Origin of the sequence: Luteibacter sp. SG786, assembly GCF_011759605.1 — a bacterium.
Taxonomy (GTDB): Bacteria; Pseudomonadota; Gammaproteobacteria; order Xanthomonadales; family Rhodanobacteraceae; genus Luteibacter.
The window spans coordinates 173,829-190,064 of sequence record NZ_JAAOYX010000003.1 but is presented as its reverse complement, the minus strand read 5'-3'; the positions used below and the strand labels follow the sequence as shown (position 1 = coordinate 190,064).

11 protein-coding genes are annotated in these 16,236 nt (G+C 67.3%); 4 read left to right on the top strand and 7 right to left on the bottom strand.

Going from position 1 to position 16,236, the window contains the following annotated elements; genetic code table 11:
• Positions 1-149: 149 nt before the first annotated feature.
• The gene (locus FHS47_RS16740) at positions 150-1,565 is read left to right on the top strand and encodes a glutamate--cysteine ligase (RefSeq protein ID WP_247741512.1); all 1,416 of its coding nucleotides are present in this window, start codon (positions 150-152) and stop codon (positions 1,563-1,565) included.
• 158 nt (positions 1,566-1,723) lie between these two features.
• Here the strand turns inward: FHS47_RS16740 and FHS47_RS16735 are convergent, their stop codons facing one another.
• The gene (locus FHS47_RS16735) at positions 1,724-3,151 is read right to left on the bottom strand and encodes an outer membrane protein transport protein (protein WP_167030739.1); all 1,428 of its coding nucleotides are present in this window, start codon (positions 3,149-3,151) and stop codon (positions 1,724-1,726) included.
• A gap of 237 nt (positions 3,152-3,388) precedes the next feature.
• Between FHS47_RS16735 and FHS47_RS16730 the strand changes: the two genes are divergently transcribed.
• Together FHS47_RS16730 and FHS47_RS16725 are read left to right on the top strand one after the other, a co-directional pair.
• Positions 3,389-3,691, top strand: a complete 303-nt coding sequence (locus FHS47_RS16730) for a YcgL domain-containing protein (protein ID WP_167030736.1) — start codon at positions 3,389-3,391, stop codon at positions 3,689-3,691.
• A gap of 90 nt (positions 3,692-3,781) precedes the next feature.
• The gene (locus FHS47_RS16725) at positions 3,782-7,210 is read left to right on the top strand and encodes an ankyrin repeat domain-containing protein (protein ID WP_167030733.1); all 3,429 of its coding nucleotides are present in this window, start codon (positions 3,782-3,784) and stop codon (positions 7,208-7,210) included.
• On the opposite strand, the gene FHS47_RS16720 is transcribed toward FHS47_RS16725, so the two are convergent.
• From FHS47_RS16720 to ugpC, 3 genes are all read right to left on the bottom strand, one after another.
• Entirely contained in the window at positions 7,211-9,019 is a 1,809-nt protein-coding gene (locus FHS47_RS16720) for a monovalent cation:proton antiporter-2 (CPA2) family protein (protein WP_167030730.1), read from the bottom strand. It abuts the gene before it with no gap.
• Between the two features lie 76 nt (positions 9,020-9,095).
• Positions 9,096-10,085 carry a porphobilinogen synthase gene (gene hemB / locus FHS47_RS16715; RefSeq protein ID WP_167030726.1) on the bottom strand — a complete coding sequence of 330 codons (990 nt, stop codon included), beginning with the start codon at positions 10,083-10,085 and terminating at the stop codon, positions 9,096-9,098.
• 104 nt (positions 10,086-10,189) lie between these two features.
• Entirely contained in the window at positions 10,190-11,284 is a 1,095-nt protein-coding gene (ugpC, locus tag FHS47_RS16710; RefSeq protein WP_167030723.1) for a sn-glycerol-3-phosphate ABC transporter ATP-binding protein UgpC, read from the bottom strand.
• A gap of 215 nt (positions 11,285-11,499) precedes the next feature.
• Between ugpC and glk the strand changes: the two genes are divergently transcribed.
• The gene (glk, locus tag FHS47_RS16705; RefSeq protein ID WP_167030720.1) at positions 11,500-12,540 is read left to right on the top strand and encodes a glucokinase; all 1,041 of its coding nucleotides are present in this window, start codon (positions 11,500-11,502) and stop codon (positions 12,538-12,540) included.
• A 9-nt stretch (positions 12,541-12,549) separates the two neighbouring features.
• Here glk and FHS47_RS16700 read toward each other — a convergent pair whose 3' ends face one another.
• From FHS47_RS16700 to FHS47_RS16690, 3 genes are all read right to left on the bottom strand, one after another.
• On the bottom strand, positions 12,550-12,834 hold the full coding sequence (locus tag FHS47_RS16700; protein ID WP_167030717.1) for an addiction module antidote protein: 285 nt from the start codon (positions 12,832-12,834) through the stop codon (positions 12,550-12,552).
• The gene (locus FHS47_RS16695; protein ID WP_167030714.1) at positions 12,831-13,133 is read right to left on the bottom strand and encodes a type II toxin-antitoxin system RelE/ParE family toxin; all 303 of its coding nucleotides are present in this window, start codon (positions 13,131-13,133) and stop codon (positions 12,831-12,833) included. The genes FHS47_RS16700 and FHS47_RS16695 overlap by 4 nt, the downstream gene beginning before the upstream one ends.
• Positions 13,134-13,222: 89 nt before the next feature.
• Entirely contained in the window at positions 13,223-16,231 is a 3,009-nt protein-coding gene (locus FHS47_RS16690; RefSeq protein ID WP_167030711.1) for a DEAD/DEAH box helicase, read from the bottom strand.
• Positions 16,232-16,236: the final 5 nt, after the last annotated feature.

Below are 16,236 nucleotides of genomic sequence, written 5' to 3'. Positions count from 1 at the left end.
CGAATCCACGGTCGATTGCGGGCATGCCTCGGGGTCGGGATCGCGCATTGCTGAACCCGCACGGCGGCGGAGGACACTTTGGAGACGGCACCGACCTGCGATGCTACGCTCCGCGCGCAGGCACCTTTTGCTTGCTGTCAGCCGCCCCCATGTCCACCGGCTACCGGCCGTCAGCCCTACGTCAAGGAAAGTCCGTGTCCATCCCCAGCGCCGCGAAGAACACGCCCATTGGCGACCGCCACGATCTGGCCGCCTATCTCGCCAAGGGCGAGAAACCGCGTGAGGACTGGCGCATCGGCACGGAGCACGAGAAGTTCGGGTTCTACACCGACGACCTCACGCCCCCGCCGTTCGACGGCGACCGTCCGGGTATCCGCGCCATTCTCGAAGGCCTGGCGTCACGCTACGACTGGGACATTGCCCGGGAAGGTGACACGCCGGTCGCTCTGACGAAGGGCAAGGCGAACATCACGCTCGAACCCGCCGGCCAACTCGAACTGTCCGGTGCGCCCCTGGAGACGATCCACGAGACCTGCGACGAAGTCACCAACCACCTGAAGGAGGTGCGTTCGGTGGCCGAGGAACTCGGCATCGGCTTCCTCGGCATGGGCTTCCAGCCGAAGTGGCGTCGCGACCAGATGCCATGGATGCCAAAGGGCCGCTACAAGATCATGCGCGAGTACATGCCCAAGGTCGGCTCGCTTGGCCTGGACATGATGACGCGCACCTGCACCGTGCAGGTCAACCTCGATTACTCGAGCGAGGCCGACATGGTGAAGAAGTTCCGTGTGGGTCTCGCGCTGCAGCCCATCGCCACAGCGCTGTTCGCCAACTCGCCTTTCACCGAAGGCAAGCCGAACGGTTACAAGTCGTATCGCTCGCACGTATGGACCGACACCGACGCCGACCGCACCGGCATGCTCGACTTCGTGTTCGACGATGGCTTCGGTTACGAGCGCTACGTGGATTACATCCTCGACGTGCCGATGTATTTCAGCTATCGCGACGGCAAGTACGTCGATCTTTCCGGCCAGGACTTCAAGAAGTTCATGCGCGGCGAACTGCCCGCGTTGCCGGGCGTGAAGCCCTCCCTGACCGACTGGGCCGACCATCTCACCACCGCGTTCCCGGAAGTTCGCCTGAAGCAGTATCTGGAGATGCGCGGCGCGGATACCAGCACATGGAATTCGTTGTGTGCGTTGCCCGCATTCTGGGTGGGCCTGCTGTACGACGACACCGCGCTCGACGCCGCCTGGGACCTGGTAAAGGACTTCAGCCGCGAAGAACGCCACGCGCTGCGCGACGGCGTACCGAAGGAAGCGCTGGACCTGCGTTTCCGGAACCACACGGTTCGCGATCTGTCGCTCGAAGCGCTGAAGATCGCGCAAGCCGGACTGAAGCGTCGCAACCGTCAGGGCAATCGCGGCGCGGACGAGTCGATCTACCTCGAGCCACTGATGGAGATCGCGATCTCCGGCAAGACGCAGGCCGACGTGAAGCTTGAACTGTTCCACGGCAAGTGGAATGGCAGCGTCGATCCGGTGTTCCGCGAATACGCGTACTGAAGCACGTGCTGCATCTGTAGGAGCCGCTACAGCGGCGAGAAACCCTTGCGATCGACGGCAGGATTGCCCTCGCCGCTATCGCGGCTCCTACAGGCCAACAAAAAACCTCCCCGTTGCCGGGGAGGTTTTTTTTGGCCGTCAGCCGATCGGTGAAGCGATCAGAACTGGTACTTGGCCGACACGCTGAGCAGGTTGCCCTTGTCGTCGCTGGCACCGGCCAGGCGGTCGCCCGTACCGTCGGTGACGCCCGCGATGTGCGCGTTGTTCACGAAGATATGGGCATAGCCGGCGTTGATCTCGAAGCGGTCGGTGGCCTTGTAGCCGATACCGAAGGCAAGCCACTTACGGGTCGAGTCGGGCACGCGCGGCGAACGCGTATCGTCGTAGGTCGGGGTGGTGTCGATAGCCACACCGCCGCGCAGGGTCAGCTTGTCGTTGACGTAGTACTCGCCACCGACCGACGCGAACCAGGTGTTACGCCAGCCGTAGTGCTCGGTGGTCGGCGGCTGATTCGGGTTCGAGTAATTGACCGTGAGGTCCTGGAAGGAATCCCACTTCGTCCACGACAGGTCGAAGCCCAGGCCGAACTTCTGGTCCTGGTGCCAGAAGCTGGCGGTGGCGATGGCCGGCGTGGTGAAGCCCGCGGTACCGTCGGTATGGGTGAACGGCGGCTGGCCGCTACCGAGCAGGGCGCCCACGGCAGGATTCGACAGCACGGCGGTGACGTTGGTCGGCATGGTGAAGTTGCCGGTGCCTTCGAGCGTGTGCTTGATCTTGCTGCGGTAGTTGAGCGCGATGCGGTCGTTCTGGGTCAGCTTCCACAGACCGCCGACCTGCCAGCCGTAGGCCCAGTCGTCGCCCTTGATCTTGGCGTAGCCGTCGCTACCCGGCGGCACCACGGCGGCGTACTGCGCGGCAAGCGCGCGGGCGGTGGCGGGCGGGAGCTGGCCAGCGGCAGCGGCGCGCTGGATCAGGCCGAGACCGACGGTGTTGTAGTTGATGGCGCTGGTAAGTTCCGCGCTGGTCTTCTGCGCGATGGCGCTGACGCCGAGGGAGAAATCGTCCGTCACGTCGAACGAAGCCGAGAGGGTGGCGTCGAACGACTTGAAGTCGGACTTGATGGCGTTGTAGCGGCCCTTCCAGTCGGAGTCGTATTCGGTCTTGAAGCCGAACGGAGCGGTGAGGCCCAGACCGATGTGCCAGCGGTCGCCGACCTTCGACGCGAAGTACAGCGCCGGGACGGGAATGGTGGTGCCGGCGTCGCCGCCGTTGCCGCCGCTGATGGGGCGGCCCTGCGCGTCGGTGGCCGTGCCGTGGAACTTGGTGCTGAAGTTGATGCCGGTGACGTCGGCCTGGAACACGTTGCCCTGGAGCATCGACATCGCGGCCGGGTTGTTGACGATCACGGAGGCGTCGTCGCCCGCCGCGGCGGAGCCGGCGAAAGCGCGGCCGAGGGCCTTGGCGCTGTTTTCCTTCAGCTGGAAGGCGCTGGCCTGGGCAGCCTGGGGAGCCACCAGGGCACCGGCGATGGCCAGCGAGAGGGCGGCAATGGCCAACGGACGGGTATGGAGGTTCAGCTTCTGCATCGGGTTCGGCTCCTGCTTTTCGTTACTGCTCGGGGGCGATGGAATACGCGGCCGAAAGCGGAAACTTTCCCGTTTTCATACGCGCGTTTAACATTCTGGGTTTGCACTCTGGACGAGTTGACGACCGTTTTGCAAGTCTCGGTGCAACAAAGGTGAAACGGGCGACTCCTGCGCCGCCCCGTTCGCGACCGGCATTTGCTAGGGTGTAAAGCCCGCCCGCCAGCGAGACCTGCCGTCATGCACTGCTTCGTCTACGCCAGTCAGCGCAAACCGGACACCTACGTCTGGCTCGTCCGCCGCGACGGTTTCGACCTTCTTCCCGAACCGCTCGTGCTCCTGCTGGGCGAATTGCACTTCGTCCTCGAAGTGGAATTGACACCCCAGCGCAAGCTGCCCCACGACGACACGGAGCGTGTTCTCGCCAACCTCGCTGCCCAGGGCTGGCACATGCAGACACCTCCCAACGAAACGCTGAGCGTGTGCAACCAGCCGAACCACAATCGCGAGATCGATCCCGACGAAACACTGGTACGCGCATGACCCCGCTGGCTCTGCCCATGCGGGAAACGTGCAACCCGGGTTAACGTCGCGTTACCGCGTAGGGCGGAACGGCTCCGTATACTCGCGCGCATGGCCAATTCCAAACGTCGTCGCCCGCCGCTGATCAAGGCGCTGCCCTGGTTCCTTCCTGCTCTCGCCGCGGTCGCCTGTGCGGGCCTGACGGCGTCGCCGCTCGCCCTCATTCCGCTGCTCCTGGCGAACGCCCTGGCGATGGGCGCGGTATGCCACGCCATCGGTTTCGACCCGGAAACGAGCTACCTGCGCACGGTGTTGCGACGCGGATCGGCGCACCTGGTGATGTTCACGGCCTACACCTTCGTCGTTTTCGTACTCGTCGCCTGGCCGCTGCTCAAGCTCACCCAGGCACCAAGCCTGGGGGCCGCCCTGCTTCTCGCCGCCACGCTCGTGGTCGCCCTCGCCGCCCTGTGGCGGGTGTGGCCGGCGTTCGGGCTGGTGTTCGTCTGGGACGACGCCTACCCCGAAAGCAGCGGCGACGGCTCATGGATATTCACTGCCATGGCCCGCTCGATCACGTTCGGCCGGCACCTGTCCGCCGAGGAGCGGTTCTTCTCCCATTTCCTCCCCGCCTCGTTCGCCCTGCTCGTCCTGGCCTTCAGCGCCGTGGCGCTGTCCGGACTCTATGGCGTGCTGCCGCCGGAGATGCGCATCGCGGCACTGGGCATCTACGGGCTGGTGCTGCTGCCGCTCGGCTGCATGCTCATCGCCAACCGTACCTTGCGCGCCCTGCTCTGCGATCGCCGCGAACACATCCGCGCGTCGCGGGCCGAACCGCGTGAGAGCACAGCGGCCACCCCTGCCGAGACCGTGCGCCCACCCATCCCCGTGCTCGCCAGCGAGGAAAGCCAGCCCGGCGTGCGCGAGCGCTCCCTGCTGGCGGCCACGCGCGCCGGCGACATCGCCCGGGCGGTCGCGCTGGTCGAAGCGGGTGCCGATCCCGAAACGGGCGCGGAGCCGGGCGACCGCGACCAGCGTCCCGTGCTCACGCTTGCGGCCCTGTCGCCGGATACGCGGCTGCTCCGTGCACTGATCGGCAAGGGCGCCCAGGTGAACCGCGCGCATAACGGCATGACGGCCCTGCTCGCGGCCAGCCGCGACAGCTGGCACGGCCGCCCGGAAGCCGTGCTCACCCTGCTCGCCAACGGTGCCAACCCCGCGGGCGCCGACCCCGAAGGCAACACGCCCCTGCACGGTGCGGCGCTCAGTGCGGAGCCGACGGTGGCTGCCATGCTCCTGGATGCCGGAGCGCCCGTGGATGCCGTGAACCATGCTGGCGATACCCCGCTCGTGATCGCGTGCCGCGCCGCAAACTGGACGCTGGCCCGCTTCCTCCTGGATCACGGCGCCAAGCCCGCGCCGGTGGGTGGTGAACCGGCGCTGGTCGCCGCGGCCGGCATTCCGGACGACGACAGCGAGGGCGCCAAGCTGCTGCTGCGCTACAAGGCACCCGTGAATGCGACCGATGCCGATGGCCGCACCGCGCTGCTGACCGCGGCGGCCGAAGGACACGAGCAAATCGCACGCGTTCTCCTTCAGGCCCATGCGAATCCCAACCTCGCGGACAAGAACGGCACCACGCCGCTCATGGAGGCAGCCCGCGCCGGGGCGCATGGCATCGTCCAGATGCTCGCCGACGCGAATGCCGATGCCTCGCCACGCGACGGCCATGGCCGCGACGCCCTCACGCTCGCCTGCCAGTCGCCCCGAGCCCAGGCGGCCACCGTCCGCGCCCTGCTGACCCTCGGCGCGCAGCCGAAGGAACCCGCCGCGGACGGCCGCAGCGCACTCGACCATGCCGCGGCCATGGGCCGCTGGGATTTCGTCGCGCTGCTCGACCCGGAAACACCGCTGCCGAGTTCGCTGAGCGAATCGGTCGTACCCGAAGCCGGTGCGGACTCGCCGCCGCACCTCTACGATGCGCTGCGCTTCGGCCATTGGGCGGTCGCGTCCACCTTCGCCGCCAAGGCGCGGGAGTGGCCTGCGCATGCGCTGGCGGCTTTGTATGTGGACCTTGCCGGTACCGGCTTCGACGCCGCGCGGGCATGGCTGCTGGATCACGGCCTTCCCGCGGAAGCGCGCCTCGCCCCGCCGGCGGACGACGAAGGGGTACTCGGCCGCCGCCTGTTCGACGCCCTGCTTCCGCAGTTGCCGCACTCCGCCGACGCGTTGCTCCAGCTCATGCGGGCCGGCGCCAGCCCGGCCGGCGCGGGGCTGCTGGGCCACGCCATCTGCCGTCTGGAAGACACCGACGAGAGGCTGACGCTGGCGATGCTCGAGGCGGGCGCGGACCCGTTCGGTGCCGACGCACGTGGGCGCACGCCGTTGCACATGGCTGCCGCCACAGGGCGAGCCGGCCTGCTCGCCGCGCTGCTGGCGCGGGGGCTCGACCCCAACGTTCGCGACGCCAGCGGTCGCACACCGCTGCATGCGGCGCTGGAACAGGGTGGCGACAGCCTTCCGCTCGTGCGCCAGCTGGTGGCCCACGGCGCCGATCCCGAGGCCGCCGACATCAACGGCGAAACACCGTACGGACTGGGCATCGGGCATGGCGACGTGGAGCGCTGGCTGAGCTGGTCCACGTGGCCACTGCCGCGGCGCGCGCTGCGGGCGGACGATCTTCCCTCCGCCGCTGCCGCGGGTGACCTCCAGGCCGTCGAGCGTCTGCTCGAACTGGGCTTCGCCGTGGATACGCGCGACAGCCAGGGTGCCACCGCACTGCTCCGCGCGGCCGGTGCCGGCCACCGGGACGTGGCGGAGCGCCTTCTGGTGGCGGGCGCCGATTCCGCGGCCAGCGCGGCGTCAGGCGTCACGGCCCTCGCCGCGGCGGTGAACGCACGCCGCGACAACGTGGTGTCGCTCCTGATCGATCGGGGCGTCGCCGTGGATCAGCGTCTCCCCGGCGACGCCACGGCACTGATGATCGCCGCCACGCTCGGATATCCCGACATCGCCGACCTCCTTCTGGGTGCCGGTGCCGACGTGAGCGCGCAGGACGCGCACGGGCATACCGCCCTGCACGCAGCCGCGCAGTACTGCTTCGGCGGCAGCGACAGCCTGCGCGCGCGGCGCCTGCTCGACGCCCTGATCGGCAAGGGCGCGGACGTGAACAAGCCCGACAAGGAGGGCGTGACGCCCTTGCTCATTCTCCTCGGGGCACACATGCGCCCCGGCACCCAAGCGGACCCCACCCATCTGGGCGCGCTCGTGCCGGTGCTGCTCGACGCCGGCGCGAAGCTGGAGCACGCCGACCATCGCGGTGTCAGCGCGCTTCATGCGTGTGCGATGCACGCGCTACTGCCGCCGGCGCGCGTGCTGTTGAACCGCGGCGCCAACCGCAATGCCGCCGATGCATTCGGCCGCACGGCAGGCGACGTGGCTCGGCACCTCGGTTACGTGGACATTGCGCACGAACTGGGCACGCGCATCGGCGCCATTCCCAGCGTCAGGCAGACACTGCGGCAGCCCGCACAGCCCGACTGATCAGCTTCCCTCTTCGCGCACCCGCTCTTCGACCGCGTCCGCCTCGAAGAGCTGTTGCAGATCGTGCAGCGCTTCCTTCGTGGTCTGCACGAGTGCCGTTTCGTCGTCGTAGACGAGGTATTGCGCGCGAAGCACCTGGTCGTCGTGCCTGCGGAAACGTTCCAGGCGGCTTTGCGCCACTTCCGCGCTCATGCCCAGCGACTCGAGCACGTGGCGCGTCATCTCCAGGCTGGAATAGAAGGTTTCGCGCACCGGGTCCTCGACGCCGATGTCCATCAGGCGGAACACGTGCTGACGGTTGCGCGCGCGGGCAACGATCTTGAGGTGCGGGTACTGCCTGCGTACCAGCCTCGCCGTGCGCAGGTTCGCTTCGGGATCGTCCGTCGCGATGACGAAGACCTCGGCCTTGTCCGCCTGCGCGGCGCGCAGCATTTCGGGCCGCGCCGGATCGCCGAAGAAAAGCGACGTGCCGCCGAACCGGCGCGAGGTTTCCACCTGTTCCACCGAACTTTCCAGCGCCACGAACTGGATGCCCTGGGCGCGCAGGATGCGCGCGACGATCTGGCCCATGCGGCCGAAGCCGGCAATGATGACGCGCGGCGTGTCGGCCTCGATGTTGTCGAACTCGCGGTCGGGCTTGCGCACGCGCTCGGTGACCATGCGCGACGCCACCAGCACGAGCAGCGGCGTGAGCGCCATGGACAGCGAGATGGCCATCACCATCAGCCCGCGCTGGGCGTCGTCGATGACGCGACCCTGCTGGGCCAGGTTGAGGATGACGAACGCGAATTCGCCGCCGCAGGCGAGCACGGCCGCCAGGCGTACGGAGTCGGCCGTGGTCAAGGCACCCACCAGCCGCCCCAACGGCATGATCAGGACGGCCTTCACCACCATCAACAGGGCGACCATGCCGAGTACCAGCAGCGGTTTGTCGACCAGCATGGCCAGATCGACCGACATGCCCACGCTGATGAAGAACAGACCCAGCAGCAGCCCCTTGAAGGGCTCGATGTTCGACTCGAGTTCGTGCCGGTATTCCGAATCCGCCAGCAGCAGGCCGGCGAGGAAGGCTCCCAGCGTCGTGGAGATGCCTGCCAGCTCCATCAGCCACGCGGTGCCCATGACCACCAGCAAAGCGGTGGCCGTGAACACTTCGGTGCTCTTCGCGCGCGCGACGAAACGGAACACGTGGCGCAGCAGCAGTCGACCGCCCACGATCACGGCGAGGATCGTGCCGACCACCCGCACCACGCTCATGAGGTCGGGCGCATGGGCGTCCCGAGCGATGGCCCCGCCCAGCAGCGGCACTGCCGCGATCAGCGGAATGGCCGCGAGGTCCTGGAAGAGGAGGATGGCGAAGGCCTGGCGGCCGTAGACGGTGCCGGCTTCCTTGCGCTCGGCCAGGATCTGCAGGCCGAACGCCGTGGACGACAGCGCAAGGCTGCCGCCGACGATCACCGCGGCCTTCCAGGTAAGGCCGAACAGGAAATAGCCGATCGCACCGAGGGCCGCCGAACAGGCGAGCACCTGCAGGCTGCCGGTTCCGAACACCGCGCGGCGCATCACCCACAACCGCGATGGGGAGAGTTCGAGTCCGATGACGAAGAGCATCAGCACGACGCCGAAATCGGAAATCGTCGCGACGCCTTCCGTATCGCTCACCAGGCCCAGCACCGACGGACCGATGACCACGCCTGCGAGCAGGTAGCCGAGAACGGCGCCCAGGCGAAAGCGCTTGGTCAGCGGTACGGCGATCACCGTCGCCAGAAGGAAGACGACCGCCGTCTCGAGAAAATGATGACCGTCCATCCCGGCTCCCCGATAAGTCGCAAGGATTATGTCATGCGGGCGGACCGGCGTTTTGGCGAATCCTGTGCGAGTGGGATCAGCCCTTCAGCCAGCGTGCCACGTCGATGGCGAAGTAGGTGAGGATCGCATCGGCACCGGCGCGCTTCATCGACATGAGCGACTCCATCACCACGGCCTTCTCGTCCACCCAGCCGTTTTGCGCGGCGGCCTTGATCATCGCGTACTCGCCGCTGACCTGGTACACGAAGGTCGGCGCGCCGAAGGTGTCCTTCACCCTGCGCAGGATGTCGAGATACGGCAAGCCCGGCTTCACCATCACGGCGTCGGCACCCTCAGCGAGGTCGAGTTCCACTTCGCGCAGGGCCTCGTCGCTGTTGCCGACGTCCATCTGGTAGGTGTGCTTGTTGCCCTTGCCGAGGTTCGCCGCCGAGCCGACGGCATCGCGGAACGGGCCGTAGAAACTCGACGCGTACTTGGCGGAATACGAGAGGATGCGGGTATGGATGTGCCCGGCGTCTTCCAGTGCCTCGCGGATGGCACCGATGCGGCCATCCATCATGTCCGACGGCGCCACGAAGTCGAAACCCGCCTCGGCCTGCGCCACGGACATCTTGATGAGCGCCTCGACGGTCGGCTCGTTCATGACGTAACCGTCGGCGTCGATCAGCCCGTCCTGGCCGTGCGTGGTGTACGGGTCCAACGCCACGTCGCCGATCAGGCCCAGATCCGGAAAGCGGCGTTTCAGTTCGCGCGCGGCGCGCTGGAAGAGGCCGTCGGGATTCCACGCCTCGCGTGCGTCCTCGGTTTTCACCGAGGCATCCACGGAGGGAAACAGCGCCAGCGCGGGAATACCGAGTTCCACGCATTCCGCGCCCAGTTTCACCAGTTCGTCGATGGAAAGGCGATCCACGCCCGGCATGGACGACACCGGCTGCCGCACGCCCTCCCCGTCGACCACGAAGGCCACCATGATGAGGTCGGACACGGTGAGCACGGTCTCGCGCATCAGGGCGCGGGAAAATGCGTCGCGACGCATGCGGCGCATTCGGACGGCGGGGAAGGTCATGGGACGGGCCTGTTCGTTGGCGATCCGCCCATTTTACTCCTCACGGCCCCGCCGCCGGTGGACACGGCGTCGCAGGCGGCACCGGTACGCGAACGGGCGCTCGCTCAGACCGCTATGCGCAGCGTCGTCTCCGGATCGAAGAAATGCAGCCTCTCCCCCTGGAAGCCTAGTGCCACCTCCGTGCCGGGCTGGATCGCCGAATGCGGAGGCACGCGGGCCACCAGTTCGGCTTCGCCGTGCCGCATGTTCAGGAACACCTCGTTGCCCACCGGTTCCACCACTTCCACGTGCGCGCGCAGGCGTTCGTCCACGCCCGTGTGGTCGGCCACGGTAAGCAGGTCCTCGGGGCGGATGCCGACGATGACCGCCTTGTCCACCCAGGCTTCGAGAGCGTGCGCCTGCGTGCCCAGGGCGATGGCGCCGTTGTGCGTTTCCAGTCGCAGACCATCGGCGTGGCGCAGCGTGCCGTGGAAGAGGTTCATCGCCGGGCTGCCCAGGAATCCCGCCACGAAGAGGTTCGCCGGCCTGTTGTAGAGGTTCATCGGTGTGTCCAGCTGCTGCACCACGCCGCCGTTCAGCACCACGATGCGCTGGCCAAGCGTCATCGCCTCGATCTGGTCGTGCGTGACGTAGACCATCGTCGCGCCCAGGCGGCGATGGATGCGCGCGATTTCCACGCGGGTGGAGAGGCGCAGCTTCGCATCGAGGTTCGACAGGGGTTCGTCGAGCAGGAACACCGCCGGATCGCGCACGAGCGCGCGGCCCAGCGCCACACGTTGCCGCTGACCGCCCGAGAGTGCGGCCGGACGGTGTTCCAGGCGCTCGTTCAGCCCCAGCATGTCGGACGCCACCGCCACGCGCCGGTCGATCTCCTCACGTGCCACGCCACGCAGGCGCAGCCCGAAGCCGAGGTTCTCGCGCACCGTCATGTGCGGATACAGCGCGTAATTCTGGAAGACCATGGCGATGTCGCGATCCTTCGGTGCCACATCGTTCACCACCCGGTCGCCGATGCGCATCGTGCCGCCCGTGATCGACTCCAGGCCGGCAATCATCCGCAGCAACGTGGTCTTGCCACAGCCCGAAGGCCCCACAAGGACCAGCAATTCGCCGTCCGCAATCTCGAAACTCGCCTCCTCCAGGGCCACATGCCCGTTCGGATACACCTTGCGCACCTTGTCGAGGCGAACTGCTGCCATTTCCTGCTCTCCCGTGGGCCCGGGGCTGACGGGCGATGCCTGCCACTGCCCCGGGCAATAAGGTATTCTGCCGACGTAATCGTTTACGTCAAAGCCTCCGCCGGACGATCGACCTCCTGTAGGGCTTCAGCCCGGCCCGGAGTAGGCCTTCACTAGACGTCAGCGCCCGCGCGAGGCACCCTTGCGGGCTTCCGTGACATGACAGGTTCCTCAACATGGCCAACGTTAGCGCCCCGGCGCCGACTCTGCTCGCCGACCTCGGCGGCACCAACGTGCGCTTCGGCATCGCTCATCCGGATGAAGATCCGCCGCTCATTCAGGAAAGCATCCGGCGCTACCACGTCAAGGACTACGCATCGCTCGGCGAAGCTGCCCAGCAGTACTTCAAGGAAACGGGCCACCAGGCCCAGCGCGCCATCATTGCCGCCGCGGGTCGCATCGACAACGGCGAGACCGTGAAGGTCACGAACAATCCGTGGGCCATCTCTGCAAAGAACCTCACGAAGGAACTCGGCCTCGAGTGGGTCCACCTCGTGAACGACTTCGCCGCGCAATCGATGGCGGTCATGCTGATGACCGACAAGCCGGATGCCAAGGGTCATGCCGATCTGGTGCAGGTCGGCAATCCCCCCATCCCGAAGATCGGCAGCAAGGAAGAGCAGACCTTCGTGGTCGTCGGCCCGGGGACCGGTCTTGGCGTGGGCGGCCTGCTGATCCGTGGCGACAAGGTGAGCGTGCTGCAGACCGAGGGCGGCCATGCCGGCTTCGCCGCGCACAGCGCCGAGGACATCGAGATCCTCAAGGTGCTCAACCTTCACTACGGCCGCGTGTCGAACGAACGCCTCATCAGCGGCGCCGGCCTCGTGAACCTCTACAACGCGATCTGCGAGATCTCCGGCCAGAAACCGGACGAAGCCATCACGCCGGAAGACATCACGCGCCGCGCCACCGACGCATCCTGCCCGATGTGCAGCCGCGCGGTCGAAACGTTCGCGGGCATCTTCGGCAGCGTGGCCGGCGATCTCGTACTCACGCTGGGTGCGTGGGACGGCGTTTACCTCACCGGCGGCATGACGCCGATCCTCCTGCCGTGGATCCAGAAGGGCCACTTCCGCGAGCGCTTCGAAGCGAAGGGCCGTTTCCGCGACACGATGGAATCGGTGCCCACACAGGCCATCATGAACCCGGAGCCGGGTCTCATCGGCGGCACGGCGCTGGCGATCGTCGAGGCCGGCGGCACACCGCTGCGCCGCTGAAGCATGGCGTCATGCCGCGCGCAGGTTGACACCCAGCGCGCGCATGACGCGCATGACGGTCGCGAATTCGGGATTGCCGTCTGACGACAGGGCTCGATAGAGGCCCTCGCGCGAGATACCCGTAGCGCGCGCGACGCTACTCATGCCGCGTGCGCGAGCGATATCTCCCAGGGCCGCCCTCACAAGGCTTCCGTCACCGGGATCGTCTTCGAGACATGCATTGAGATAGGCCGTCTGCTCCACTTCGGAATGCAGCTGATCGACGGCGTCCCACCGGGTGAATTTCTCTTTCATTCGTTCTGGTCCCATGCTGCCGCCAACGTAATGGCCTGCGCGATATCGGACTGCTGACTGCTCTTGTCCCCGCCGGTCAGCAAGACCACGAGTACCGATCGTCGGTGGATGTAGTAGAGGCGATAACCCGGGCCGTGATCGATGCGCATCTCGCGAACGCCCTCTCCAACATGCTTCACATCGCCCGGATGACCGAGCGACATGCGGCGGAGGCGAGCCTGGATTCTGGCGACAACCATGTGGTCGCGGAGCCTGGAAACCCACCGGCGAAACGTTTCACTCTGGACGATCTCGTACATGGATCGACCGTAACCCATAAGTTACGGCATGTGACCCATGGATTACAAGACCAGCGAGCCCGGCCGACGCGTGTTGCGTCCGGAGGACATCAGACCGACGGTGCCAGTAGCGCGTCGAGGTCGCTTTCGTCGAAGCTGAGGCGTTCGCGGCTACCGCCGCCTTCGAGCACGGCGTCGGCAAGTTCCGCCTTGCGGGCCTTCAGTTCCTCGATGCGTTCTTCCACCGTGCCGGCCGTGATGAGGCGGTAGACGAACACCGGCTTGTCCTGGCCGATGCGGTGCGCGCGATCGCTCGCCTGCGCTTCGGCCGCCGGGTTCCACCACGGGTCGTAGTGGATCACCGTGTCCGCGCTGGTGAGGTTGAGACCGACGCCGCCGGCCTTCAGCGACAGCAGGAACAACGGCACCTCGCCGTCCTGGAAACGCTGCACGGGTTCGGCGCGGTCGCGCGTTTCGCCGGTGAGGGTGACATAACTGATGCGGCGGCGGTCGAGTTCGCCGGCGACGAGCTTGAGCATCTCCGTGAACTGGCTGAAGAGGAGTACACGCCGGCCTTCGGCAAGTAGCGCGGGCAGCATGTCCATCAGCAGCTCGAACTTCGCCGACTCGCGCACGCCGCGCGCGGCTTCGAGCTTCACGAGACGCGGATCGCAGCAGACCTGGCGCAGCTTGAGCAACGCATCGAGAACCACGATGCCGCTGTGCGCGATGCCGCGCTGCGCGATCACCTCGCGTAGTTCCTCGGCGAGCGAAAGACGCAGGCTCTCGTAGAGGTCGCGCTGTTTCGGTTCCATCACCACACGGCGCGTGATTTCCGTCTTCGCCGGCAATTCCGACGCCACCTGTGCCTTCGTGCGGCGAAGGATGAAGGGCGCGATACGGCGATTGAGCCGCTCCTGGCATTCGAGATCCTGGTGTTTCTCGATCGGCACGCGATAATGGCGGCGGAAGGCGCCTTCGTCGCCGAGCAGCCCTGGCACGGCAAGGTCGATCTGCGACCAGAGTTCGCCCAAGTGGTTTTCCAGCGGCGTGCCGGTAAGGCACAGGCAACGCGGCACCTTCAGCGTGAGCAGCGCACGGCGCGCCTGCGTGCGCGGGTTCTTCACCTGTTGCGCCTCGTCCAGCACCACCAGCGAGAAGGCCTGCTTCTTCAGGGTGTCGACATCGCGTGGCAAAAGCGCGTATGTCGTCAGGATGACGTCGTGCTCGGCGATGCGCGTGAACGTTTCCGCGCGCTGCGGGCCGTGCAGGGCGAGAAGGGTGAGGCCAGGCGCGAAGCGCGCCACTTCCGAGATCCAGTTGGGCACGAGACTGGTCGGCACGACCACGAGCGCGGGCGACGTGAGGTTGCCGCTTTCCTTCAGCGCGAGCAGGTGCGTGATCAGTTGCAAGGTCTTGCCGAGACCCATGTCGTCGGCGAGCACGCCGCCCGTACCGGCTTCGGCGAGCGCGTTCATCCAACGCAGGCCGTCGCGCTGGTAGCCGCGCAGTTCAGCCCGCAGACCCTCGGGTACTGCGTCGCTCGCGCGCTCGGCCGCCTCGCGCAAGCGGCGCGTGAAGCCGCGCAACCGCTCGGGCGCTTCGAAGGAGCCGCCGCTCGGCAGCGCCTGCGCCAGTTCCTCCAGGCGGCCGGCCTGCACCCTCGGAAGGTGCAACTGCTGCCGCGGTTTCTCCAGGTATTCCGCCAGGGGCGCGAGAAGGCCGCGCAGTTCCTTCAGGCGCACCGGCACGCGGCGGCGCTCGTCCACGGGGGCGTACCAGACCGAGTCCGCCGCCTCGCCCGGCATCGGGCTGAGGCTGAGCTGGTGCTCGGCCAGGGCCTGAGCCACCGCGGGCAGCAGGTTCACCCGTTTTCCTTCCACCTCGATGCCGATTTCCAGGTCGAAGGCGCGATCCGCGTCGTCTTCGTTCGCCTGGCCATACCAGCGCACCGGCCCCTCGAGGACTTCGAACGGAAAGCTCGCGGCGTATTCCAGGAGGAAGCCGTCGGCCTCGAGCCTCGGCCGCAGGGCGAGCCAGCGGGCCGGGGTGTTCACCTCGAGCGCACCCGCATACCCCTTGCCCGGGAACAGCCATGCGTCGTCGGGAAGCGTGTCGGCCATGTCCCAGGGAAGGCCCTCGGTGTCCACCGCCGGATTGAGGCCTGCGGTTTCGAGGGTTTCCATGGCGGACAATTCCTCGGCGCGACGCCGGGCGATCTCCAGCAGCACGCCGTTGCGAATGCGACGGACCAGCGGCTCGCCACCGCGCCCCGGCAGGCGCTCGCCGGCGTAATCGAAGGCCAGGCGCCCATAGGCCAACGGCGGCGTACCGGCCGCCAGCCGCGCGTGCCGCGTCAGGGCGTGCAGCACGAGCACCGGCCGAGGCGATACCTCGGCGCGGCGCACTTCGCCGAACACCTGCGGCACCGGCACGCGGGGGCCCATGCGCGTCGTTTCCAGCGACGTACGGAAGGCGGCGGTGCTCTCGGGTGGCAATGGCGGCAGGTCGAGCCAGGCGCTTTCTTCCTGCTCACCTTCCAGCAGACCGACCTCGGCGTGTTCGGCGTCGAGGAACCAGAGCGAGCCCACGCGGAACAGGCGCTGGCTCGCGGGAACGTCGGGCAAAAGCTTCTGGCTGCCGTCCTTTTCGAGGTTCCAACGCCAGCGCAGCGGCTGCGGTTTCCCGCGCGACAGTTGCAGGCCGGCCACGCCGCCGAAGAAACAGGGCGCGCTGTCCAGGATCTCGGCAAGCAGCTGGTCACCGAGTTCGCCGGTGAACCGCGCGTAGCTGCGGCTCTTTCGGAGCGTCTGGGGAAGGCCCAGCAGCGTGGCGGCGAGGCGTTTCTCCACCACCGTGAGCGTTGCCTCCGGAAGGTGCCGGCTATCCAGGGGCAACGGTCGGGAGAAGCGCCCATCCGTGCCGACCGTCAGCAGGACCGGGGCAACGTCGAGGTGCGCGGCGGGCTCGTGGTCGTCGTTGACGCCCTCGAGGAAAAAGCCGAGTACGGAGCCCTCCGTGGCGACCGTCCGCGCGGCCGACCCCATGGCTCGCTGCCACGCCTGCGGCAGCGACTCCACGATGTCGTTCCGCCTGCGCTTGTCGTCCGGTTGATGCATCCGTA